Here is a 25,451-nt window from a genome sequence, read left to right as displayed (position 1 = left end):
TTTTTGAGAATAGCGTGGCATTGCAAGCTTTTCAATCATACATATTCATTTCTATAGAAGAGTATAATTTCCATAAGTTATAAAGTTTGCTTTCATAAGACTATTCTTAATTCGCTACTTTAATCATCTATATAGAAATGAGAAACATCACGCAATCAATATACATCACGTAAGTAACGTTTTTGTTCAATCAACTGCTCAAACTGATTTTCACCTAAAATATCGATTAATACTGTTTCAACCCCTTGTGCCATCCCTTTTAAACTACCACAAATGTAAATTGATGCACCTTGCTCAATCCATTGTTTAAGTTGTGCTGATTTCTCCAATACACAATCTTGTACATATTTCTGATTATCTGTATCACGTGAAAACGCATAATCAATTTGCGGTAGTACAGACTGTTGTTGCCATAGATTCAATTGATCTGCAAAGCCAAGGTCAACTTGGTACTGACGTTCGCCATAAATTAACCAGTTTTGCTGAAAAGACCATTCTGCGCGTTGCCGAATATGTGACATCAAGCCTGCTATCCCAGAACCATTTCCAATCAGAATAATAGGCCGATCATTTTGAACCAGATAAAATGCGGGATTTGAACGAACTCGACAAAAAATTTGCTCACCTAAAGCCAGCGCATGGGTAAGATAGCCTGAACCCAGCCCTAAACCTGTTTGATGAACTTCTCGTCTGACCACCAACTCAATCTGATTTTGCGATGTAATACTGGCAATCGAATATTCACGAATCGGTAAGTCTTCTGCCTGTGCCAACCATTGCTCAAATGCCGTTGAATGTTGCATGGCATCAAATGAACGTAAATTCTTAAACCGCAATAATTCTATTGGGTGATTAGCCTGAAGCACACTGGAGTTTTGAAGATTAAAATGATCTAAAAATGCCTTGATTTGTGAATCTGTATTGGCACATTGAATTTCAAGAATATCACCAGATTTCCAGCATAATGCTTCAACTTGGGTAAACACAAGATGATACATTGGATGCCCTAAACTGCCTTGATTTAACAAATGGCGTTCAGATAACACTACAGAATGAAATGGATGTTGTGTCAATTGAACAGGTTGAACGGAAAATTGCGGCAAAACTAGGTTAAGTTGAGTTTGCCATTCCGTCAGACCTGTAGGGTTCAGTTGATCAACACAAATCATGGGAAATAAAGCTTGTGCATGGTTTTCAGTTAACCATAAATCCAATTGTCTACCAAAATTACAGAAATTTGCATAATGCGAATCACCAAAAGCCAACACAGCATACTCAATGTCATTTAAATCAAATGACTTTGTCATTACGTTTTTAACAAACTGACGTGCTGAATCTGGTGCATCACCCTCGCCATAAGTACTAACGATCCATAGAATCTTTAAGCTACGTTTAAATAAAGCGGCATTCACCTGTTCAATACTCAAGCACTGAACCAAATAACCTGAAGCAGATAATTGCTGGGCTGTTTGCAAAGCAAAACTTTCTGTCTGCCCTGACTGACTTGCATATATAATCAAATATTCATCTGCATTTTGAGCTAAATTGCATTTTGATTGAGGTCTCAATAAAAGCAACAGAAAAATGCCATGAAATATAAACAAGATTGCTAAAAATAGAAGTACAGTCAGTACAGCATGTGTCATTGTTCTAACCTTTTATACCACTGTCCAAACCAGAAGCATCAATAGCCCTAAGCTAAATACCGTCAAGAAAAGATGTGTTTTTAAGCGAGTCTTAATACTTAAAAATAGGATATAGCCTGCCAATGATAAGATCGTAATGATGATTGCACTGATATCAATCAGCCAAGTCCATGCTTTACCCGCATTTTTTCCACGGTGCAAATCACTGATCAATGAAACGGTAGAGGCTGGTTTAAGTGTAATTTCAGCTTGACCATTGTCTAAAGTGACCCAAATATCTGTTGAACCTGCTGGGCTTGCCAAATGAATCATGACCTCATTGTCCATAACTTCACCACTCTTATAACGACCAATGACTGCATGATGTTGTCGTAGATAATCTACGATTTGAGTGCTTGGATTCTCTTGGTCTTTAATTTGAGTCAGGACATTTTCAGGTAAAGTAATCGTTTCAGTATTTTCATCTGTTGCAGGGGTAAACCATTCAGGGTGGTTTAAAATTAGTCCCGTAACAGCAAAAAAGATTAAGACAATAAAAGCAAAAGCTGATAACCAGCCATGCACATAACGTGCATGGCGGTAAAAATCTCGACGTTGATACACAATTAAACTCTCATCAAAACTTTTATCAAAACGCTTATCCGAACAGGCATAGTCAGCAAATTAATTCACTTTCTGGAAATTCAGTTTGACGACACCTATTTCCTTTTGTGCAGGTAAATTTTGAGAGGAAGCTTTTGCTTTTACGTCCAAGTTAAAAGTTTGATAACAATGATCACCATGCTCACGTGAAGCTTCAACATGTATTTGATACTGCCCTGCATCTACAGTTTTACCATTGTCATCTTTACCATCCCAAGCCAGTTTATAATTACCCGGTTGGCGTGACGGTTTAGCAACTGCATCCAAGTTCGTTATTTGACGGCCATAACGGCGCCACCATACATAGTTTGAATTAATCCATTTCGGGTCTTTGCCCCAAGCTGCAAGTGTCCGCACTAATTTTTTATCACTGTCGGTCACCCAGATCGAGATATAAGGTGCACGATAATTTTCCACAACCAATTTGGGAATAACCAAATCGATCACCGCTTGATAACCTGCGGGCCATTTTGCTGAAGCATTTGCTGCAACATTATGAAAATCTGCTTGCTGTGGCAGTTGAACCAAAGCATTCCAACCTGTGCTTTGATGCATTTCACCCGTTGATAGTGTCAGTTGAGCTTCATAACCGAGCAAAGATTCGATCAGTTGCATTCCTTCTGCTGGCTTCATCACAGTTAAGGCTGTTGCTAAAGCATCTGCATCCGCAGCACATTTTCCAACAACTACACATTGCTCAACATGTTGGATTGGCAAACCGGTATGTGGATCTAAAAGATGAGATTGCCCCGCCAGACTACGATAACCCTGACCACTGAATGCGACCGCTTGGTCTTTTAAGTTTAAAACTTGGCTTGGTGCTAGATTGTCATAGTGATGAAAGGCATCTTGTACACCAACATTCCAACCCGCTTGATTGGGTGAGGTTCCCCAAACGCGCATGTCACCACCAATATCCAGTAAAATACCTTTTAAATTCGGTACCGCTTGACGTGCTGCAATTAAAGCTCGGTCAATAATATAGCCTTTTGCATAGCCATCTGGTGCAAAAGTAACAGAGCTATCCATTTGCACACTTTTTGTTTTTTCATCCAAGCGAACACTGTTGTCTTGCAACTGAGAAATCAATTGATCACGAGTACTTTGATCAATTTCAAGCACGCCATTGGCCTGTTGCCACATTGCGATCAAATTGCCTAAACGCGCATCAAATGCGCCACAGGTTTTACCACGCCAAGCTTCACATGCAGCGATGACTTGATACAAATCCGAAGATGCTGTGAGATGCTTTTGTTGGTTGAGTTGCGAAATTTCACTGTCACTTTGCCAAGTAGATAACACTCGATTCAAATCAGAAATTTCTTTTTCGATTGCAGCTGTTGCACGCGCAGCTTCTTGTTGCGAAGTTCCAGTAATCACCACATCTAAAGATGTACCCAAAACATGATCACGATGGAAATGATGACTTTCCAATTCAACATGGTTATTGCTTGTAGCAGAAACCTGCACTGTTTCTGCATAACTATGCAGTGGAGATATCAGTGCTAATGCCATGACCAGAGGCGAAAGACGAAATACAGCACGAGTTGAGGGTGAACGTCTGCTTGATGAGGACATACGGATAGTCTCTGAATTTTGTTAAAATAATATTGATAATGATACTTGTTATCAAGTACATTATGTAAAATATTTTAACTTAAGTTTACAGGACGCTTAAAATGAATCAATGGCTCAAAATTGCCTTGCTATCTGCATTACCCGTAGTTGGTTCTGCACATACCATCAGCCCTTTTATTCTCCCTGAAGTTTTTGATACCAGCGCATCCCAAAATGTAAGCTTCCAGAGTTCACTGACCCTTGAAAAATTTTTTGTTCCCAGCATTAACTTTAAAACCAGCTATCTCCTTACAGATCCTAAAGGTCAGCAAATAAAAATAAACCCTGCCGCTGAATTAAAACGCTTTAATGTTGCTGAGTTTGATCTTCCAAGCGAAGGGACTTACCGTATCCGTACAGATAATGCTTTAGGGAATAGTAGTAAATATGCCCTTATAGATGGTCGATGGTTACGTATCCGCCCTGTACGTCAGCAAAATGCAAATATGCAAGCGCCTAAACCAGAACAACCAAAAGCCGATGCTGAAAAAAAACCAGTAACACCACCACAACCGCCACGTTCAGTTTCAGCAGACCAAGTCCCTGCAAACGCACAAATCTTAGAGGTTAAAAACAATATTATTGCTGAAAGCTTTGTCACCAAAGGCAAACCAAGCCCTGTTCCAGCAGTCAGCAATAAAGGATTTGAAGTTAAGTTTTTAACCCATCCAAATGAATTGTTTGCTGGTGAATCATTAAAAGCGCAGATTTTACTCAATGGCAAAGCTGTACCAAACCTTGAGATTGATGTGTTTAAAGGCGCCAGTAGTTATGAAACCAGTGCGCAACGTGAACAACCTCATGTAAAAACCAATGCAAAAGGTGAAGTGGAAATTAAATTTGAAAAACCTGGAATTTATTTGATTACGACTTCTTATCCAGAGGCTAATCCTGACAATAGCAAAAAGCCAGAAAGTGAAATTTTTACTTATGGTCTAACCGTTGAAGTTGCTGAGTAAATCCTATTAAGATCTTAATTTTTATTTAATAATTAGTATATTTATTAAGTTCTTTCACAAGTCTTTTTAAAAGCATAAATCGACATAAAAGCACCCTCATCCTAGCCTTCTCCCAGTGGGAGAAGCAACTTTCAATAGCAATATGATTAAATTCAAATGATCATTTTTTGATTCATCAAAAAGACCCCATCAAAATTTAGAATAATAATCAATTAGATAGATATAAAAACTTGCATTACGCTAAAATTAAAAGACTTTAGCATTTTTTTGCATAAGTAAATCAACAATCAAGACAACCACTTATACAAAAAAGTCATAAGATATGCCTGTTTTTTGATATCTGGCAATATAAGTCATGTTTGGTCCTGTTGAGTTTATTCTAGCTGGCGTTTTAGTCGGCTTCTGTGTAGGTATTACTGGTGTAGGCGGTGGTTCTCTTATGACCCCCATCCTGATTAGTTTATTTCGAATAGAACCACACATCGCAATCGGAACAGACCTACTCTATGCGGCTATTTCTAAGTTTTGTGGCTCAATGGTTCATGCTAAAAAACTCAATATTGTTTGGCCGATTGTTCTCTGGTTAGCCTTGGGCAGTGTCCCAGCTTCATTTATCACCCATTGGGTTTTAGACAATTACCTCAGCAGTTCAACACACTACAAAGCCATTTTAACCATGGTGTTAGGCTTTATGCTGACCATAACAGGCTTGTCTATTGTGTTCCGTTCTAGAATTGAAAAATTCTTTGCTAAATTTCGTGCAGAAAAGCAAGATTTTCATGAGGCCAATAATTTCAACATTGAAGGCAAACGTACTTATGTTGTGATTATGGGGATTGTACTGGGTGTATTCGTGACCCTTTCTTCTGTAGGTGCTGGCGCATTTGGTATCATGGCGCTGATCCTCATGTTTCCCAATTTACCAATGATTCGTATCATCGGTTCTGATGTGGTACATGCTGTTTTGTTAACCTCTGTTGCTGGGTTTGCGCATATGACATCTGGCAATGTAGATTTTCATCTGCTTGGATGGTTACTGGTGGGCTCAATTCCTGCAATTGTGGTGGGGACCTTGATCAGTTCTAAAATGCCAGAAAAAATGATTCGCAAGGTTTTGGGGATCACCCTATTTGCCTTGGGTATTAACTTTATCTTAAACCCAGTTAAATCCAAACCTGTAGAAAAACCACAGGCTGCAATGGTGACGCCATCCGTCCAACAACCACAGGTTTAAAATTAAGCTTTTATTGATAACTAATAATTATGAATTGACCGCAAAGTTTTAATGATTTATTTATGACAAAACTTCGGCCAATTCGTGTTATATTCTGACCACTAAAAATACTTTCTGTATGTTTCTAATACCCAGTGACGGCAATGAATACATTAAATTCAAATCCAATTACTCAATCAGATATTGATGACGTGAATGTCCAAAGCATTCAAACGCTGGTAACCCCAGCGGAACTTAAAGCTGAATTACCATTAAATGAAAATGCCTACCAAACTGTACTTCATGGTCGGGAAACTGTTCGTAATATTTTAGATGGTAAAGATAAACGTCTATTTGTTGTGATTGGCCCTTGTTCTATTCATGACCCTGTTGCAGCACATGATTATGCAAATCGTTTAAAAGTATTAAGTGAAAAAGTAAAAGATACTTTATATATCATCATGCGTGTTTATTTTGAAAAACCTCGTACAACCGTTGGTTGGAAAGGTTTGATCAATGATCCAGATATGAATGATTCTTTTAATATTGAAAAAGGTCTACGTTTAGGTCGCAAACTATTGCTTGAGTTAAACGATAAAGGCTTACCTTGTGCAACTGAAGCGCTTGACCCAAACTCACCACAATATTACCAAGATCTTATTTCATGGTCTGCGATTGGTGCACGTACAACGGAAAGCCAAACGCATCGTGAAATGTCTTCTGGTCTTTCTTCACCTGTAGGCTTTAAAAACGGTACAGATGGTGGTTTAACCGTTGCAACCAATGCCATGCAGTCTGTTAAACATGGTCATAGTTTCTTGGGTTTAAATAACGAAGGCCAAGTTTCAGTGATTCGTACCAGCGGTAACCCTTATGCACACGTTGTATTACGTGGTGGTAATGGTAAGCCGAACTATGATGCGGGCTCTGTTGCTGAAGCGGAAAATGCGTTAGCAAAAGCCAAAGTCAGCAATAAAATCATGATTGATACCAGTCATGCCAACTCAAATAAAGATCCGTATTTACAACCGCTTGTGTTGAAAAATATCACTGAACAGATCTTAGATGGCAATAAATCTATTGTCGGCATTATGGTTGAAAGCCATATCAAAGGTGGACGCCAAGATATTCCTGAAAATCTGGCTGATTTAGAATATGGTAAATCGGTGACTGATGGTTGTATCGATTGGGAAACCACTGAAAAAGCGCTTCTGGAAATGGATGCAGCTTTAAAAGAAATTTTACCAAATCGTTAATTAATATAAAAACGCCATCTACATAGATGGCGTTTTTGTTTATGATGTTATTAAACATTTTCTGTAAGAATGCTATGAACGAACTTGAACAAGAACTCTGTCAAATCGCAAACTTCCAGTTTGTCCACGAACATTTACTGACTTCAGGTCAGCCGAGTGCTGAACAACTGAAACAGATTAAAGAATACGGCGTAGATACAATCATCAATCTGGCATTTACAGATGCCAGCTTACACCTTGAACATGAAGATAAAATCTGTGCTGAGTTTGGGCTCAACTACATTCAAATTCCAATCCATTGGGATACACCAGCAGATGATCAATGCTTATTTGTGTTAGATTTGATCGCGCATTTGGTACAGGAAAAAATTGTTTGGGTACATTGTGCAAAAAATATGCGGGTGAGTTGTTTGATGTATTTATATCGCCAATATTATATGGATATCGATATGCCAACCGCACAAGAGTTGATGCATCAAATTTGGGAACCCAATGAAACTTGGACCGGTTTAATACATGCTGTTGCCTTACAACTGCAAGGGCGTAAAGCCACTGAAGATTTACAACACTCTTTGATGAATGCGGATCAGTTTTCTTAAACCAGCATAACAACAGTTCAATCATTGATGTATTTAAGTAAAATCATCAACATGAACAAAAATAAGCGCTTTATGGCGCTTATTTTATTGTGATTAATTAATTTTTGATTTGCTTATTTGATCAATGGTTACTTGATTAGAAGCTGCTTGATCAAAGCTAAATTTTCAGCACGGGTTGCAGCCAAAATCAAACTATTATTGGCAGTAAGATTTGTCCATTTTTGATTCCCACCAGTACCACAATTATAACTAATCAAACGTGCTCGGTTATTGCTTAAATAGCCATATTCCAAATCAAAACATTTTGATCCTTGCTCGATACGTTGCTGTGTGGCATTCATCGCCCACACTTGGCTTGCTGCATCATGGTTACATGAGCTTAGATTAATCACACCACCCTGATTGGCTAAACACTGATCCATATATTTTTTGCTGTGGATTTTACCCATTGCATCGTAGATCCACTGTTCAGTGTCATCATCCGTACAGCCACTCTTACCACTGATATAGGCATTCAATTTGCCATTAGCCAGTGTTTCAACTTTTAGACAATTTGTCCCGTTTTTAATGCTAGAAACATGGTTTAAATTGAAATCATTGCTTAGTTCCAACTTTGCCACAAACTGATTAAATGCCTCAATCGCTTCAACATTGCCACTTTCGAGATCAGTTCGATATGCATTTATCCAGCGATTTAAACGATAAAGTTTAATTTGCTGTTGGGTATAACGGACCATTTCTGTTTGCGCGTCCGCTGACAATTCAGTTTTAAATTGACGATAAGAGTCAAATAATAAGCGTGAATCCGCATCTAGGCTGACCACCTCTTTACCTTTATTATTCAGCAAAGCTTGTTCGAGTTGTGGCATTTCAAGTGTTCTTAATGCCGAATACTCTGCTTCTTTGCCAATAGAAACAAAAGGTGCCATTGCTTGTGTAGTGACTGGAATATTGATATTCGACAATTTCACTGCTTGCTGGCCTGCTTTTTGGCAGTAGAGATCAACATTTTGAGGCGTATCACTTTGTGCAAGGTTGATATGGAACTTATTGGCATTGCTACCTGAGTTTACCCGTTGTGGTGCAAGTGCAATATTTTCTACTTTGTTGGCATACTGCACATTTAACCAACAACTTGCAGCTGTGCCAGCCGTGTTGGCCTGAGGTAGATTAAAGACATTGCCCCAATTGCCTCGTGCCGCAGGATAAATAATCCCCACCTGATTAACTGGATCATAGCCACCTAAAATCGTATAAACAGGCACACTAAACAACCGTGGTTTTAAAAAGTTACCATCGGCACTGTTATACCAAACATTGCCTGAGTTTGGCGTTTTTGGTTGTGCATCTACCATTTCACGTGTTGCTGCATTCCATTTTTTATAACCTGTCGTAGAGTTTGGATCCCACACGTATTTATCAAAAGCAGGTTGAATTTTTAACCACATACTATAACCAGTATAGTGGGTATATTTGGAAATCGAGCTGGCGCTGGATCCACCACTCATGGCATCCCAACCATAGGCATAGAGATTTTGGAAGTTTGGTACACCATTACTGCCATCACCTAAATTGGTATTGCCCCAATTTAAATTGCCACGCATTTTATTTCGAAATGCAATGTATCCCCAACCGCTATCCGCATGGTGTGCAGACCAGAAATAATTTGTGGGACTTCCACTAGCTTCCACTGAACCAGGATAATGCCCTAAACCATAGTGATGCCCGATTTCATGGCTAAATTCATTCCCCACCGAATCGATCAATGTCAAAATACCATTTCCACCACTTAAGCCATGATTGGACTCGCCATTGGCATATTTACCTCTGGCATGATGAATCACCACACTTTGAGTCACTTGTGGTTGCTCTTGGCTTTGCATCGATGAACTGGTGACACCCCAATTCGCTAAGTTAATTCCAACACTAAATGTCGATTTAGCGGTGTTTTCACGCATATCTCCATCATAGACACCACCATTTGTTGCACTGACAGAATCGTAAATGACACCACTTGCAACCATGACCCGATTAAGCTTCATTTCATCGTATTTGCTGACAATCATTTTTGCAGCAGGGATGGTTTGGAAATAATCGGTTCCTGCTTTTTCAGGTTCCAACAGCATATAGTGACCATTGGATTTAGGTGCATCAGTCAATAAACCTAAACGAATACTTTGCACCACCAACTCGCCTGGTGCTGCAAAATCAATATCTGCCCCAGCTAAAGAACCACTGCGATTGTTTACAGAGTCTATAATACGGATGGATAATCCTGAACGTACCTCATCCCACTTTAATGCTACTGACCATGCCTGTTTAGAGTACATCACCCGCGCTCGATCATCCTGATTAGATTGATCTGAAGCAGCAAGACGCGAAGGCTCTTTTAGATTTACAGTACGTATCAGTTGGTTACCTTGATAAATTTCCGCTTGTAATTTATCAACATCCCCCATTGAAACCAAAGGTGTAACCAACAACAATGCATCTTTTTGCGTTGTTAAGCGTGGCATTTTATCCTGTTCATTATTCTTCGGATTTACCACATGGCTTTGGGCAAACTGTAGCATCGCAGCAAAGTCACCATTTAAATCATTGCGTAATAAGCGATTTCCACCCTGTGCATTAAAATCATAAAAGCCTAATACACTGCTTGAGATTTTATTTTTAACTGGTTCTGGATATTTTTCTACTACAGGTGGTGTTGTGCCTGTACCACCATTTGAACCGCCCGAACCATTTTCAGGAGGTTGTGTTGTACCACCATTTGAGCCACCTGAACCACTCTCTGGAGGCTGAGTCGTACCGCCATTTGAACCGCCCGAACCATTCTCTGGAGGCAAAGTCGTACCACCATTTGCCCCCCCTGAACCGTTGTCTGGAGTTTCTGGTGTACCATCTCCAGGTAACTCATTTGTACCATCGCCAGGGTTTTGCGGTATATTCGATGGCTGATCATTTGTAGAATGGCTATCACTACCGCCTCCACATGCGATAAGCATTGCTGAAAGCGTACAAATTGTTAAATATTTAAACCGTAATTGCATCACATATCTTCCCCATATTTATAACGACTTATCTCTATCCCTAGTTTCTGAGATTAAATTAAAATAATTATATATTTCAACCATTTAAATATATCACATTGTTTATAATCATGTGATTTTTATTTAAAAAATATAAAAATGGCGTATTGCCCTAAATTTTAATTTTATGGATTTATTGAGTTTTAGGTTGTTATTTAACCACACCAAGTCTGCTTACAACATAGTGTTAGCAATAGCATTACTAACTTAAGACTTTTCTTTTTACATGTTATTGCTATTGTGTGGCGACAAGGATGCCGCCCATTGTGTAAGGAATACACTGCTATTTAATCTTCTTCTTGTATTTGATCCAATTATTGCTGAAACTCACGTATCGACAATTCACCACGTTCACCTCGCCAAATCCATTTTAAATGACTATCTGCAAAACGCTCGCCTTCAAACCAAACAAATAGACCTTCCATCATCTCAGGCCAATCACTTTGACTGATATAGGTACGTTTTGAAATCACCGCAATAATTGCAGCAAGAATCGTATCGTGGCTCACAGCCAAACTAATACCGTTGTTTAGCGTAGGATGTGTTTCATAGATTAATTCAAGCACATCCACCACACCCGTAATCGGATGCTTCATACCAGGTAAGGCATTATTTACAAAACTGTTGATAAAACCTAAGGCACCTTGTGCTCTAAAATAGGGAGCGGCCTGTTTAATATCCAGCACAAAGCTTCCCGGCTCAACCAATAAGCCCTTTTCTACAATTTCGATATGATGGGTATTCGGATAAGAAGAAATTCCGTCAGCACCTTGAATCATCAAAGCCGCGGTATCGATACAACGCTGAATGGGGCTTGAAATACAGTGTTGAATCACACGATCCGTATTTTCAATCAAATAACAGCCCCAAGCTTGCGCTAGATCACGACCTTGGGAAGTTAATTGCAGATCATAACCTGCCAGCCCCTGCCCATTCACAACCTCACGAATTGAATGACGCGTGAATAAGGTTACAGGTGTTTTCGCATCGGGCAATAAATCTATTGCTTTTAGCATACTGTTCGGCAATAAATCTAAGGCCATATCAACTTAAAACTCATTTTTATACAAGCTTACTATAACATATGCAGCCAAGCGCTCAATCTAATCTAAAAATGTTAAATTATCTATAAAATGCATATGTATATCAGATTAAAAGCTCACATTGCTTAATGCTTCTAAAGCAATTTCTTTATTTTCGACATTCCGAAATGCGATAAATCCATCATTTAACACGGTATCACGTTGATTATAGGTAAATGGTACCGCAGCTAAACTCAGTAATCCGCCACCAATACTTTCCAATAATCCTTGTCCTGCACTGGTATCCCACTCAGAGGTAGGATGGAATCTTGGATAAATATCAATTTCGCCTTCAAGCATCATACAAAACTTATAGGCACTGCCCGCCTCGCGTCTAATGACAGGCGACTCTTGTTCAATATAATCAATATATTGCTGATACTTTGGATTTTTACTGCTATGGCTTAGTCCAATTTGAATTGCATCTTCCTCTACAGCTTTAAACTTGCAATAACGTTCCCAAGTACGATGAATAAAGCAATATTTATAAGGCAATTCTGTTAAATATCCCAAATACATCACTTGCTCTGTCGGTACAGCAATGATTGAAAATATGGTTTGATGGTTGTGAATTAGACTTAAATTAATCGTAAATTCATCACGTTCATGAATAAATTCTTTGGTTCCATCCAAAGGATCCAACATCCAGCAGATATTCCATGTATGTCGTTGAGAATAATCGCTCTCTTCTGATAGCACTGGAATTTCAGGAGTGATTTTCGCCAATTGTTCAATTAAATAAGCATTCACTTTTAGGTCAGCTTGTGTAACAGGTGACTGATCATCCTTTTTATCAATATTAAACGCATTTCCAGCACAATAATTTTGGTATTCCTCGAGCAAGATTTGACTTGCAGATGCCAAAACTGGAACTAATTTTAAAATTTGTTCATCTTGTGGTGCTTGAGTGGTAATAAACATTGATCCGACCTGTAGGATGTCTGATTTTTGTCCACAAGCCTACCATTTTTTTATGTTGAGTGCATGAAAACAATAGCTTTTAACTAATAAATATCCTGAGTTTGGCGTGATAAAAAGCAAAATCTATTTGTCTTTTACACTCTCTAACGACTTGCCTAATCTGATTATCTACATTCAATCGAATATTTAACCTAGCAAACTCAAAAGAAGTCCACTCATTGATTAATCATAATTGAAAATTTATACTCACAATGCAGGAGCAAGGACTTCCCGATGGCTTGATGATTCAATGCACAGGGTTCCTGCCGTTGGGTTTAATAGCATTGCTAACCTGTTGCCAGAACCTGTAACCAGCCAGTGGGCAACCGAAAGAACGAAGGACGCCACCCCAAAGACCCACTTTTTTAAGTGGGTCTTTCTTTCTAAATTACTTGTTATTTATTTTTAGTCATAAAAAACCTCCCTAGAAGAGAGATTAAATTAATTATTTCTTACCATGGGCAACTTTCTTTTTCCCCATTAGCAACCCGTTCATACTTCGGAAAATGCCTTTTCCACATACCTGTCACCGCCACCACATCGACTCTTACACTGCTCGAATCTGTAGCTTTAGTCAAATCCAAATCTAAAACATAATTCTTTGGTGATAACCCACCATAAATCGAATACTTGATATGATTACCATTTTTAGACTTATCAAAACCTTGATCTACCCCAACTTGTGCATGGTTTAAATAAATCTTTGCATTATTTAGTGTGTAGTAACATTTATCTAAAAACTCATCAAAATTTCTTTCAACAATATCTAAATCCCTATTTACATTAAACTGGTATCTAGTGGTACTTTTTGTTTGAAGCTCTTGAGAACTTTTAGGCAGGCTAACACAAGCTGTCAAAGTAAAAACAAGTGGAATGATTAAAATTAGTTTCATGATTTTTTTAATTTTACTTTACTGATTTATAGTAAACCAAACTAGCATTGATTACCTATATTTTCCAGCCCTCATCAACATTCCTTACAAAATCATAAATCCACTTCACTCACTTTTCACATTCTTTTTTAAATGTCCAAGTTGAATTAACTGAATCTGCAAATTGATTATTCACAATTGAAAATTTATACTTGTCAACGCATGGGCGAGGACTTCCCGATGGCTTGATGATTCAATGCACAGGGTCCGTGCCGTTGGGTTTAATAGCATTGCTAACCTGTTGCCACAACCTGTAACCAGCCAGTGGGCAACCGAAAGAATGAAGGACGCCGCCCCTAACAGGTCTTTTTTGACACTGAGTAGGATAAAAGAATCATGGTAACAGTGAAGTCTTTATTAGAAGCTCAGTTTATGGGCTTTTATTTTTTCTGTATCCCTCTTCAATATTCTTTACACGCTCATTAATCGACTTCACTCACATTTCACACTCGTTTTTGAATGTCCAAGTTGAATTAACTGAATCTGCAAATTGATTAATCACAATTGACAATTTATACTCACGATGCAGGAGCAAGGACTTCCCGATGGCTTGATGATTCAATGCACAGGGTTCCTGCCGTTGGGTCAGTTTTAAACTGGTCTGTTTGCGTTAAGGTAACTCCCTAGCAGACCTAAAGAACGAAGGACGCCGCCCCTAACAGGTCTTTTGACACTGAGTAGGATAAAAAGAATCATGGTAACAGTGAAGTCTTTATTAAAAGCCCAATTTATGGGCTTTTATTTTTTTCACAACCCCATTAAGCACCACATCCAAACATAATAACAACTCTATTCGACCTTCGCTTTCCATTTATAAAATGTAGCGGAACTCATGCCATGTTCACGACACAGATTAGGAATAGGGGTTCCTGATTCGGCTTGCTTCAAAATACTCATGATTAGGCTGTCTGAATATTTAGATGTTTTCATAGAAAATCTCCTTCAACAGGATTATTCGATTTTCTACTTTTAACTTCAATTATTTTTAGGGGGGATTACCTATGATTTTTTCAGTCCAAATACTTTATACTTATAAAAGCAATTTAAAAAATTATGTACACACATATGTACATAATTTTTCTTTTAACCTAAATAACTTTCTTAAACTTTGAAAGTGATTAATGGGCTTTAATATACAGTTAATTTATTAAAAATGAACTCGTTTTACAATTTCAGATGAATTTTGCTAAACTTTAAAAAACTTTGGAGTTCCTTGAATGCAAAAACCGATCATCTTTTTTGACATGGACGGTACACTCCTTGATTTAGCTTTTGATGATCTGATCTGGAACACAAAACTCCCTGAACGGCATGCAGAAACCCATCAATGTAGTTTAGAGCACAGTCAAAACATTCTAAATGCATTTTATCAACAACATAATCATACCCTCTGCTGGTATTCTTCAAAATACTGGTCTGAAAAAGTTGGGGTTGATGTCCTACAGTTACAATATGATTTTAAAGATAAAATCACCCCAAGAATGGGCTGTTTTGAATTATTAAAACAATTAAAAGCACAAGGTTATCGTTGTTGGTTACTGACCAATGCAGATTGTGCTGGCTTAAAACTTAAACTTGAAAATGTTGATCTCAGCCCTTATTTTGAAGTAATGATCAGTAGTGAAGAAATTGGCTATTCCAAAGAGTTTATTGAGTTTTGGCAAATCCTGCAGCAAAAGCATCCATTTGATCCACAAAATGCATGTTTCGTGGATGACACTATCCCAGTATTAAAAGGTGCTGAAAAGTTTGGTATAGCGCACTTAATTACGATTACCCAACCTTCCAGTGGTCGTGCTGCGCGTCATCACTTAGAATTGGAATACCCTGCAATTAATCATTTAACTGAGCTTTTACCTTTACTGAAAAACTTAGCGTTAGCAAACTTACAGTCAACAGATTTAGAACATAAGGATGTCGATGTCAAAACAGCCTGAGAAACAACAACTTGAAACAATGCGTGTAGACAAATGGCTTTGGGCTGCACGTTTTTTTAAAACACGCTCTATTGCCAAAGATGCAATCGAGGGTGGTAAAGTTCATCATAATAATGAACGTGTTAAAGTCTCAAAAGAGATTCGCGTTGGAATGGAGCTCACCATACAACAAGGTTTTGATCGTAAAACGGTAGTGATTAAAGCACTCTCCGTTGTTCGTGGCGGCGCACCGATTGCCCAACAACTTTATGAAGAAACTGAGGTGAGTGTGGCACGTAGAGAGTTGATTTCATCCCAAAGAAAATTGCATAATCTAGCGCGCCCTGATCATCGACCAAGTAAAAAAGATCGACGACAAATTAGCAAATTTAAACAAGAAAATGATCAACAATTTGACCAATCTTGGTCCTATGATGATGACTGAATTCGTTTAGGTTGGGTACGACATCTTATGTCGTACTAATGTTTTTTAATATAGAACCATTTTTTATTTTCTGTCACTATTACTGCTGTGGACGAAAGATCAAATTTAATGACATCCACTTAAGATATTAGTGATATTACATCGTTTGAGGTTTACGAGATGGATGATAACAAAAGCAAGGCACTGAATGCGGCACTGAGCCAAATTGAGAAGCAATTTGGTAAAAACACAGTGATGCGCTTAGGTGATAACACTGTTCAAGCGGTTGAAGCAGTCTCTACAGGCTCTTTAACACTTGATATTGCATTGGGTATTGGGGGCTTACCAAAAGGTCGTATCGTTGAAATTTACGGTCCTGAATCTTCTGGTAAAACGACAATGACGCTACAAGCCATTGCGCAATGCCAAAAAGCAGGTGGAACATGTGCCTTTATAGATGCGGAACATGCTTTAGATCCACAATATGCACGTAAACTTGGGGTAGATATAGACAACCTTTTAGTTTCACAGCCAGATAATGGTGAGCAAGCACTTGAAATCGCAGATATGTTGGTTCGTTCAGGTGCAGTCGATATGATCGTTGTCGATTCTGTAGCAGCGTTAACCCCTAAAGCCGAAATTGAAGGCGAAATGGGTGACTCTCACATGGGTTTACAAGCACGTTTGATGAGCCAAGCTTTACGTAAAATCACAGGTAATGCCAAGCGTTCAAACTGCATGGTTATCTTCATTAACCAGATTCGTATGAAAATTGGGGTGATGTTTGGTAGCCCTGAAACCACAACTGGTGGTAACGCATTGAAGTTCTATGCTTCTGTACGTTTAGATATCCGTCGTATTGGACAAGTTAAAGAAGGCGATGAAATTGTAGGTTCTGAAACCAAAGTCAAAGTTGTAAAAAACAAAATGGCGCCTCCTTTCCGTGAAGCACTTTTCCAAATTATGTATGGCAAAGGTGTAAATCACTTAGGTGAATTGGTTGATCTTGCAGTTGGACAAGAACTTGTACAAAAAGCAGGTGCTTGGTACTCATATCAAGGCGACAAAATCGGTCAAGGTAAAAACAATGTCATTCGACATTTAGAGGAAAACCCTCAATTGGCTCAAGAACTTGATCGTATGATTCGTGAAAAGCTTTTGACTACTGCTAATGCCGCACCAGCAGAAGAGAAAGAAGAAGAGCCTGACTTTTTAGATGTTTAAATTCAAACTTTATTTTTAAGTATATCAAGCGCCTTTCGAGGTGCTTTTTTATGCTAAAAACTAAATTAAACAACAGTCATTTTGATTTAATATAAATTTCAGTTATAACTAAGCTAAAGCCGTTATGAATCAGATTCTTTCATTATTATGTATAAAAAAATCAGAACAATCACTGAATTTTTATTTTTTCGAGCTCCACGAATTCAAAAAAATAAACTCAAACAACACTTTCAAAATAAAACCATTTTAATTACAGGGGCAAGTTTTGGGATTGGTGAAGCATGTGCAAGGCTGTTATCCAATACGCAATGCACGCTTGTGCTGATTGCACGCAGTACAGATAAACTTGTACAACTCAAAAGTAAATTAGAATCTTATTCGTGCCATATTGAAATCATCTGTGTAGATTTATATCAATCCGATGCCGCAGAACATATTTTTCAAAGCCTAACAGCACGCAATATTCAAATTGATGTATTGATCCATAATGCAGGAAAATCAATTCAGCGCTCTGTTTGGGATAGCTTGGATCGCCCACAGGATATCGATCGAACCATTGCGATTAACTATATCAACCCTGCTCAACTTACCCGTTTATTGTTAGGTGATTTAAAACACAAGCAAGGACAAATTATTGTGGTTTCAACCATCAATACCAAACTGTTTGCCCCGCCATTTTGGTCAACCTATCAAGCTTCGAAAACCGCAATGCAACAGTGGATTCTTGCCATTCAACCAGAATTGGCGGTTCATGAAGTACACGCAGGCTTAGTCTACTTGCCCTTAGTACGTACACGAATGATTTTACCCACCAAGCAATATCAACAAATGCCAGCGATGCAAGCAAAAGACGCTGCTCAAGCGATTCTTGCGTGCCTAATTTATCGTAAACGACAATGGCAACCATGGTGGCTAGGAATTGCACAGATTGGTTCAATATTGTTGATCACACCGATTTATTATTTCTATAAACATTTACTCAAGCGAAAGTTATAAGATGAAATGGATCTTTGGGTTAAGATGGTGCATAAGTTTATGCTATAGCACTATTCAACATGGTATTCATTTATATAGTATTTTAGATGCACAGACGCGTATTCAAAAAAATAAAACAGCATTTATTATTGATGAGCATCAAATTAGCTTTTTAGAATTAAAATACAGAACTGATCAACTTATTTGTGAATGGCAAAACTCCCATAATCCAAAGCAACTTCCGCAACAGATTGGTTTAATGATGCAACAAGACCTAGATAGCTTGGCGGCCTTGTTTGCACTGAGCCGTTTAGGTAAAGATATCATTATCGTTAACCCCAGCCTCGTACAGCATAAACTTCAAGCTTTAATTGAGCAAAGACAACTGCATCTTATTGGCAGTTTAGATGTATTTACTCCACTCAATATCCAAAATTTTACGCTTATTCCTGCACCAAGTACCCAGCAGAAATTTCGTATAAAACCGACTTATTTTAATAAAATAAGTGTCTGTTCTTCTGGTTCAACAGGAATCCCTAAAGTTGCGACAAGGCAATCTAAACCACTACAAAGTTTACCTTTGTTAGACCTCATGCTCAGAAAACTAAAATTTTTTAAAATTAAGCAAATTTTTGTGATGACACCACTGTGCCATGCGGCAGGTTTAACTGCGAGTTTGATGGCGCTGAGCTTTCATAAAACTGTGATTTTGCAAAAACGTTTTGATCCACAATCTGCCAAGCAACTGATTAAACACCATCAAATTGATTGTTTAAACTTAGTGCCCACTATTTTATACCGTTTAATTGAACTGAACGCTCCTCTGAGCTCAGTGCAATACATCATTACAGGTAGCGCGCCTTTAAGTGCGAATTTAGTCAAACATGCCCTACAGCACTATCCTCAGATACAACTGTTCAATCTCTATGGCAGCTCTGAAAGTGGAATTAACCTCTTGGCAACAACAGCTGATTTAAAACGAAATCCTGAAAGTATAGGAAAAGCTATTCAAGGTGTACAAATTAAAATTGCCGATTCTACAGGTCAGCCTTTAGAAAATGGCAATATCGGTATCTTATGGAGCAAATGTGCTTGGTCAATTACACCGAATCAATGGCTACAGTGCGGTGATTTAGCCGTACAAGATGCTGAAGGTTATTATTATTTAAAAGGTCGCTCTGATGATATGTTAATTTGCGGTGGTGTAAATGTTTACCCGATTGATTTGGAAAATATTTTATATATCCATAACGCAATCAAATTTGCACGCGCTTATGCTATAGATGATGCTGATCTTGGACAATGCTTGGCTGTAGACATTATTCTCAATCAGATACTCAATATTGAGGAATTACAATTATGGATTAGCGGCCAAACTCCTCGCTATCTTCGTCCTAAGTCAATTCGAATCATTGATCAAATAGAAACGGATAGTATCGGTAAGCCAGTTTAGGCGTTATTAAGCTTCGACATGAAGCACTTTAAATAAAAATCTAAACCCTGATATCTGTTTATCTTCCCCTCTTATACTGGTTTAGATTCTTTGATATTTAGGCGGAGGAAAATTCATCCGTATAGCATTTGCACTGTTAAAAAAATGAATTAAAGCTAAACTAGTGTTTATCTCTGAAATAAATAGATTGTTATCAATAGCTATGAGCCAAGCAAAATTTCCCAAATTGTTAGACTACCAAAAACTCAAACAACAATTTGGTGAACAGGAAACAACAGCGTATCAGCATTCTACATCTCAACCTGCAGAACCTGAATCTGGCATTGTAAATGATGAACACGCCTTTAATGCGGAACAGGATCTTGCACCCAAACCACAGGGCTTAACCGGTACACGTTTGCGTTCTTATGCTTTTGCGGTGTTGACTCGAAAAGAATATTCCAAAGCTGATCTAATTGAAAAGCTGATGACCTATGCGCAGAGCCGAGAGGAGGTTTTAACTTTGGTTGATGAGTTGTCAGCGAATAACTACCAAAGTGACCAACGTGTGGCAGAAATGACTGTGCGTAGTCAAGTCCGCAGAGGTAAAGGCCCGAATCGAATCAAACTGGCTTTACGCGCCAAACAACTGGATAGAGCCTTAGTACAAGAGGATATTGCAGAAATTGATTGGTATGAACAAGCCTATCAATTGAAAGTTAAAAAATATGGTACAGAGGTCAGCAAAGATCCAAAAATTAAAGCCAAACAAATTCGCTTTTTACAATATCGTGGTTTTGAAATGGATGCAATTATGAAAGCAATTTCAAAAAAACCAAATGATGATTGATGATGGTCAGTCGATACAATTCAAGATCAACTTTTCATTAAACGCTAGGTTGAGAATCTTAGGCTGAAAATCTATTGATAGAATTCCCTTCTCACTTTTGATTTCTTATAAATTCTAATCAGATCCAATATCTTTTAGCACTGTACAAACTATCATTTCATTCATCCGTAAAACTATACGCGTATTTTCAATATAAGCTCAATAAGGATGATAGATCTTTAGTCACGACTAAAAAATGATGATTGAATTAAATCAGATGGTCTAAAGAATGAGAATATAAAATTTTCAGGAATTAAATAGCAGAGATGGTTTTAAAATGTAGGATATAAATCGAATGGATCTCTTGAGTTATCATTATTGGTAGATTTAAAAATCTGGTGGCAGCCCTACTAGCAAAATCTCGGCACATCGTATTTCTGATACCGTTGCTACCTTCCGGTCCTGGCGGGGTTTTCAGAGTACAATTGCGAAACCACCAGCAGGGCTACCATTGCAAGAACAGAGTATAGAGATTTTTAATTTTCTTTCAAGCCTAACATTGTGATTTTCTCAAGTTATTCATTCGTTTGCTTATTTCATCATCAATATGGTTAATTTTTAACAGTAATTCTAACTTTTCTTTTCAATAGCCCATTAAAATTATCAAGCATTAGTCAATATTCTACTGAATTTTATCTCAGCGCTACTTCATAGATTGCAGGTGTTAAAATACAAAAAAGCTTCATATTGCATTAGAATTAGCTGAAGATTGTAAAAGCATCTTGCAATTCCGCCCCTAGCCGTTTTTAATGATAACAATTATTGATTTTCAAATAGCCCATATCAGTCTATTTGAAAAATTTTGACTTTGATGGATTTTAAATTATGCTAAAAAAGCATGCCCTGTTTTCTATTGCTTTACTCAGTTCAGCATCTTTATATGCAATCCCTATAGAATCTCGTGGATTAAGTGATACTGCATCATCTCGAAATGATGTAGCGAATTCACCAGCACCCATTGCTGGAAATATGAATTGGGATTTAATACAAAAGAATCAACAATTAGAAAATCAAATTCGTGAATTACGTGGCAAGATTGAAGAACAAGATCATGCCATTGATCAACTAAACAAAGAACTCACCAACCGCTATACCGATTTAGATCAACGTCTTGAACTGCTCAATCAGAAACTTGAACCTGAAAGCAATCAACCAGAACAAGCACCTGCTGAAAATGCACCTGTCGATAGTTCAACCGCAACCGATCAAACAAGCACTGCAAGCAAAGCTACAACGAATAGCCCGGCACCAACAACGGCTCAAAATCCAGCAACACCAGCCAACAGCAGCAACAATACCAGTGATCCTGTTGCACTGGAAAAAGCAGCTTATACCATTGCTTTAGATGCCTATAAAAAAGGCGGTGCAAAACAAGCCATCGCTCCTATGCAAAACTTTATTAAAAACTACCCAAACAGTATTTATACTGGAAATGCTTATTTTTGGTTAGCTGAGTTTCAATTGGCAATTGATCCACCAAACTATAATGAAGCCAAGAAAAACTATGAAATCGTGGCAGCTAAATTTCCAAACTCGTCTAAAGCACCGCGTGCTTTATACCAACTTTATAGTATCGCTAAAGATGTCAACAAGAATACACAAACTGCAAATGTCTATAAAAGCAAACTGTTAAGCACCTACCCTAAATCAGAAGAAGCAGGTTTTTTCAAAAAAGGTTAATCCGCTTATTCACAATTTAGACCAAAAAAATGCCTCAATAGAGGCATTTTTTATTGATATTTTTAACAATTAACGCACGATACCGCGCTTAGATTCTAATACTGAATCAATCAATAACTGGACTTCTTCAACTTCTGGAAGGATCTCTTGACGAATTTTTTCAATGGCTTGTTCAGTGGTTAAATTCTCTTTATAGATCAATTTAAACGACTCTCTTAAGCCTTGAATCACATTCTTAGACCAACCTTTACGACGCATCCCTTCAACGTTCATACCATAGGCATGCGCAGGGTTGCCTGAAACCATGACATAAGCAGGAACATCTTTAAGAATCAGTGATGCACCACCAATCATACTATAAGAATCAATCTTACAGAATTGATGGATACCTGAGTTCCCGCCCACAATGACGAAATCGCCAATGTGAACATGGCCAGCGATGCCGACATTATTTGCAAAAATATTGTTATTTCCAATCAAACAATCATGTGCAATATGCGTATTCACCATCAATAGGTTATTGCTTCCTATTTTGGTTAGGCCTCGATCTTGAACAGTGCCACGATGTAAGCTGCAATGTTCACGGATTTTGTTGTTGTCGCCAATTTCTAACCAAGTTTCTTCACCTTGGTATTTTAAATCTTGACAAATTTCACCTACACTTGCGAATTGGAAAATATCGTTATTTTCACCAATACGTGTATAGCCTCCAATCACAACATGTGAGTGAAGTTTGGTACCAGCACCAATCGTCACTTGTGGACCAATAATACAATATGGCCCTATTTGGACATCTGGTGCTATCACTGCAGAAGAGTCAATAATAGCGGTTGGGTGGATTAAGTCGTTACTGCTCATGCCTGCTCTAATTTCTGATGAGAAATGATAATTTCAGCGGTTGCTGCTACCACGCCGTCAACACTGGCAGTACATAAATACTTGTAAATGCCACGTTTTTGCATGAGTAATTCAGATTTTAGCACGAGTTGGTCACCTGGTACGACTTGTTTTTTAAATCGTATTTTTTCAGCACCAGCGAATAAGAACAAAGAACCTGGTCTTGGCTTTTCATTATTCATGATAAAACCAAGCACACCAGAAACTTGTGCCATCGCCTCAACGATCAAAACACCTGGCATAATTGGATAGCCAGGGAAATGACCCTGCATAAATTCTTCATTAATTGAAACGTTTTTGTATCCTACAATCCCATTCTCTGTAACTTCAGTTACACGATCGACAAGCAAAAATGGATAACGATGTGGCAAATACTCGCGAATCGTTTGGGTTTGCATTGGTAATTCAGGAACCGTAAAAGGTAGAGATTTAGACTCAGTCATAATTATTTACGCGACTTTAAAGTTGATTCAATGGACTCAATTTGAGCCTGCATATGATCTATTTGTTTCACCAGTTTGGTCAATGGCACATCTGCTAATTGTCTTAAGCGCACAACCGTTCTTTTCCAATGATTTGTTTCAAACTGTCCAGTACCTGAAGAATAAGAACCTGCTTCAGAAATACTTTTTGTGACTATTGACATTCCAGTAATTGTGACATTATCTGTGATTTTTATATGCCCTACGATGCCAACAGCACCTGCAAGAACACAGTTTTTGCCAATAATCGTACTACCCGCGATACCACACTTGGCTGCAATGGCAGTATTCTCGCCAATTTGCACGTTATGGGCGATTTGCACAAGGTTATCAATAATGACACCGTCATGAATGATTGTATCGTCCAAAGCACCACGATCAATACTACAATTTGAACCTATACGTACATCATTTCCGATACGTACAGAACCCAATTGAGCAATACGATTCCACTTTCCTTGATAAGGTGCAAAACCGAAGCCCTCACCACCAATTGCAGTATTGGAATGAATCCGAACACGATCTGCGATTTTTGTTTGGCCTGTAATGGTCACATGAGAATCGACAAAACCGTCTTTGCCAATTTCAACACCATCATCAATTTTGCTGTGTGATTGGATAACTGTATTTGCACCCACCACACAATCATCACCAATCACAACATAATGACCAATATAAGCATCATCTGCAATAATTGCTGAAGGAGAGATTTGCGCAGTACTTTCGATACCCCGTTTAGTTACTTTAACTTCAAATTGATGGGTTAAAATCGCAAAAGCAAGATAGGGATTGGCAACAACAATAAAATTCTGGCAATTTGTAAGCTGTTCTTTTAACTCTGCCGTGACGATCAAAGCGCCAGCTTTAGAGTTTTGAGCTTCATTCAAATATTTGTCGTTATTTACAAAAGAAATATGATTGGATTGCGCGTGTTCTAAACTTGCAAGCCCATCTAAAACAAAATTGGCTTGACCAATTAGCTCACCTTGTACAAGCTGAGCTAATTCATCGAGATGAAAACGATTTGATTTCATTGATTATTTAATTGCATTAACCTTTTGGATTATTTTAGCAGTTAAATCACTCTTTGCGTCATAAGCAAGTGCTGAATTTTTATTCAAAACAAAGTCTAATCCAGCTTCTTGGCGCAATTGTTCAGCAGCTTGCTTTACACGAGCCTCAAAAGTTGCATTGGTGTTTTGAATTGTGCTCTGTACTTTCGCCTGAACACCTTGCTGAATCGTTTGGAATTCATTCACTTTTGCTTGGTATTGCGCATTAATTTGCTGAACATTTGCACCTTGAGCCTGTGCTTTTTGTTTCAACGCTTCAATATCTTTGGTGATTTGTTCAAGCTTAGTGGTTTGCGGTTTAACAGATTGTTCTAAACTTGCATTCTGTTGCTTTAAGTAGGTGCTACTTTCTACAACTTTTTCTAGATCAACTACACCAAAACCTGCCGCTTGAACCAATCCAGCAAAACCCAAGCCTAAGCCCACAATGGCCATTTTCATTGTTTTCATCATTGTTCCTTATA

Annotated in this window: 22 protein-coding genes, 1 other RNA gene and 1 pseudogene; 11 read left to right on the top strand and 13 right to left on the bottom strand. The window is 38.1% G+C overall.

All coding sequences use genetic code 11. The features are described from left to right. Positions 1 to 155: 155 nt before the first annotated feature. From PYV58_RS09540 to PYV58_RS09530, 3 genes are read right to left on the bottom strand one after another with little or no spacing between them, the layout of a single operon-like run. Positions 156 to 1,646, bottom strand: coding sequence for a sulfite reductase subunit alpha (locus PYV58_RS09540; RefSeq protein ID WP_034615578.1), 1,491 nt, complete (start codon positions 1,644 to 1,646; stop codon positions 156 to 158). A gap of 12 nt (positions 1,647 to 1,658) precedes the next feature. Further along, complete coding sequence (locus PYV58_RS09535) at positions 1,659 to 2,249, bottom strand: PepSY-associated TM helix domain-containing protein (protein ID WP_034615581.1); 591 nt, start codon at positions 2,247 to 2,249, stop codon at positions 1,659 to 1,661. Between the two features lie 60 nt (positions 2,250 to 2,309). Continuing rightward, positions 2,310 to 3,866, bottom strand: a complete 1,557-nt coding sequence (locus PYV58_RS09530) for a DUF2271 domain-containing protein (protein ID WP_034615584.1) — start codon at positions 3,864 to 3,866, stop codon at positions 2,310 to 2,312. A 101-nt stretch (positions 3,867 to 3,967) separates the two neighbouring features. Here PYV58_RS09530 and PYV58_RS09525 point away from each other — a divergent pair, with 101 nt between their 5' ends. The 4 genes from PYV58_RS09525 (at position 3,968) to PYV58_RS09510 (ending at position 7,932) form a co-directional block, all read left to right on the top strand. Continuing rightward, on the top strand, positions 3,968 to 4,864 hold the full coding sequence (locus PYV58_RS09525) for a DUF4198 domain-containing protein (RefSeq protein WP_034615587.1): 897 nt from the start codon (positions 3,968 to 3,970) through the stop codon (positions 4,862 to 4,864). Between the two features lie 355 nt (positions 4,865 to 5,219). Next, positions 5,220 to 6,098, top strand: coding sequence for a sulfite exporter TauE/SafE family protein (locus PYV58_RS09520; RefSeq protein ID WP_034615589.1), 879 nt, complete (start codon positions 5,220 to 5,222; stop codon positions 6,096 to 6,098). Positions 6,099 to 6,241: 143 nt separating this feature from the next. Next, positions 6,242 to 7,333 carry a 3-deoxy-7-phosphoheptulonate synthase gene (locus tag PYV58_RS09515; RefSeq protein WP_004719768.1) on the top strand — a complete coding sequence of 364 codons (1,092 nt, stop codon included), beginning with the start codon at positions 6,242 to 6,244 and terminating at the stop codon, positions 7,331 to 7,333. 74 nt (positions 7,334 to 7,407) lie between these two features. After that, positions 7,408 to 7,932, top strand: coding sequence for a protein tyrosine phosphatase family protein (locus PYV58_RS09510; protein WP_034615591.1), 525 nt, complete (start codon positions 7,408 to 7,410; stop codon positions 7,930 to 7,932). Positions 7,933 to 8,060: 128 nt separating this feature from the next. On the opposite strand, the gene PYV58_RS09505 is transcribed toward PYV58_RS09510, so the two are convergent. The 5 genes and pseudogenes from PYV58_RS09505 to PYV58_RS09485 all read right to left on the bottom strand — a co-directional run. Beyond that, complete coding sequence (locus tag PYV58_RS09505) at positions 8,061 to 10,982, bottom strand: M66 family metalloprotease (protein WP_275059803.1); 2,922 nt, start codon at positions 10,980 to 10,982, stop codon at positions 8,061 to 8,063. A gap of 353 nt (positions 10,983 to 11,335) precedes the next feature. After that, positions 11,336 to 12,064 carry a phosphoglycerate mutase family protein gene (locus PYV58_RS09500; RefSeq protein ID WP_034615596.1) on the bottom strand — a complete coding sequence of 243 codons (729 nt, stop codon included), beginning with the start codon at positions 12,062 to 12,064 and terminating at the stop codon, positions 11,336 to 11,338. Positions 12,065 to 12,172: 108 nt separating this feature from the next. Then, entirely contained in the window at positions 12,173 to 13,024 is an 852-nt protein-coding gene (locus PYV58_RS09495; protein WP_004719760.1) for a 3'(2'),5'-bisphosphate nucleotidase CysQ, read from the bottom strand. 491 nt (positions 13,025 to 13,515) lie between these two features. Then, positions 13,516 to 13,956, bottom strand: coding sequence for a hypothetical protein (locus PYV58_RS09490; RefSeq protein ID WP_227504255.1), 441 nt, complete (start codon positions 13,954 to 13,956; stop codon positions 13,516 to 13,518). Between the two features lie 837 nt (positions 13,957 to 14,793). Further along, positions 14,794 to 14,925, bottom strand: a pseudogene (locus PYV58_RS09485) (transposase); the annotation flags it as partial. Between the two features lie 287 nt (positions 14,926 to 15,212). On the opposite strand from PYV58_RS09485, the gene PYV58_RS09480 reads away from it, so the two are divergent. From PYV58_RS09480 to PYV58_RS09455, 6 genes are all read left to right on the top strand, one after another. Then, complete coding sequence (locus tag PYV58_RS09480) at positions 15,213 to 15,932, top strand: HAD-IA family hydrolase (protein ID WP_034613933.1); 720 nt, start codon at positions 15,213 to 15,215, stop codon at positions 15,930 to 15,932. Beyond that, positions 15,916 to 16,356: a S4 domain-containing protein gene (locus PYV58_RS09475; RefSeq protein WP_004719756.1), complete on the top strand. Its 441-nt coding sequence runs from the start codon at positions 15,916 to 15,918 to the stop codon at positions 16,354 to 16,356. Before PYV58_RS09480 ends, PYV58_RS09475 begins: the two co-directional genes overlap by 17 nt. 159 nt (positions 16,357 to 16,515) lie before the next feature. Beyond that, positions 16,516 to 17,559, top strand: coding sequence for a recombinase RecA (gene recA, locus PYV58_RS09470; RefSeq protein WP_004719755.1), 1,044 nt, complete (start codon positions 16,516 to 16,518; stop codon positions 17,557 to 17,559). A 147-nt stretch (positions 17,560 to 17,706) separates the two neighbouring features. Continuing rightward, entirely contained in the window at positions 17,707 to 18,555 is an 849-nt protein-coding gene (locus PYV58_RS09465; protein WP_034613931.1) for an SDR family NAD(P)-dependent oxidoreductase, read from the top strand. 1 nt (position 18,556) lies between these two features. Next, the gene (locus tag PYV58_RS09460) at positions 18,557 to 19,987 is read left to right on the top strand and encodes a class I adenylate-forming enzyme family protein (protein WP_034613929.1); all 1,431 of its coding nucleotides are present in this window, start codon (positions 18,557 to 18,559) and stop codon (positions 19,985 to 19,987) included. A gap of 202 nt (positions 19,988 to 20,189) precedes the next feature. After that, complete coding sequence (locus PYV58_RS09455) at positions 20,190 to 20,816, top strand: regulatory protein RecX (RefSeq protein WP_034613927.1); 627 nt, start codon at positions 20,190 to 20,192, stop codon at positions 20,814 to 20,816. A 384-nt stretch (positions 20,817 to 21,200) separates the two neighbouring features. On the opposite strand, the gene ffs is transcribed toward PYV58_RS09455, so the two are convergent. Continuing rightward, positions 21,201 to 21,297: signal recognition particle sRNA small type (gene ffs / locus PYV58_RS09450), an RNA gene on the bottom strand. 380 nt (positions 21,298 to 21,677) lie between these two features. Between ffs and PYV58_RS09445 the strand changes: the two genes are divergently transcribed. After that, a complete protein-coding gene (locus PYV58_RS09445) occupies positions 21,678 to 22,535 on the top strand; it encodes a YbgF trimerization domain-containing protein (protein ID WP_227504240.1) in 858 nt (285 codons plus the stop codon). 69 nt (positions 22,536 to 22,604) lie between these two features. Here PYV58_RS09445 and lpxA read toward each other — a convergent pair whose 3' ends face one another. The 4 genes from lpxA to PYV58_RS09425 are packed head-to-tail and all read right to left on the bottom strand — an operon-like array spanning position 22,605 to position 25,437. Continuing rightward, entirely contained in the window at positions 22,605 to 23,393 is a 789-nt protein-coding gene (gene lpxA, locus PYV58_RS09440) for an acyl-ACP--UDP-N-acetylglucosamine O-acyltransferase (RefSeq protein ID WP_004822130.1), read from the bottom strand. Next, a complete protein-coding gene (fabZ, locus tag PYV58_RS09435) occupies positions 23,390 to 23,875 on the bottom strand; it encodes a 3-hydroxyacyl-ACP dehydratase FabZ (RefSeq protein ID WP_004719745.1) in 486 nt (161 codons plus the stop codon). The genes lpxA and fabZ overlap by 4 nt, the downstream gene beginning before the upstream one ends. A 2-nt stretch (positions 23,876 to 23,877) precedes the next feature. Beyond that, positions 23,878 to 24,948, bottom strand: a complete 1,071-nt coding sequence (gene lpxD, locus PYV58_RS09430) for a UDP-3-O-(3-hydroxymyristoyl)glucosamine N-acyltransferase (RefSeq protein ID WP_004822133.1) — start codon at positions 24,946 to 24,948, stop codon at positions 23,878 to 23,880. Between the two features lie 3 nt (positions 24,949 to 24,951). Further along, positions 24,952 to 25,437, bottom strand: a complete 486-nt coding sequence (locus tag PYV58_RS09425) for an OmpH family outer membrane protein (RefSeq protein ID WP_034613924.1) — start codon at positions 25,435 to 25,437, stop codon at positions 24,952 to 24,954. Between the last annotated feature and the right edge of the window lie 14 nt (positions 25,438 to 25,451).

This window comes from Acinetobacter sp. TAC-1, assembly GCF_029025845.1.
Classification (GTDB): Bacteria; Pseudomonadota; Gammaproteobacteria; order Pseudomonadales; family Moraxellaceae; genus Acinetobacter; species Acinetobacter guillouiae.
This window is presented reverse-complemented; position numbering and strand designations above follow the sequence as displayed.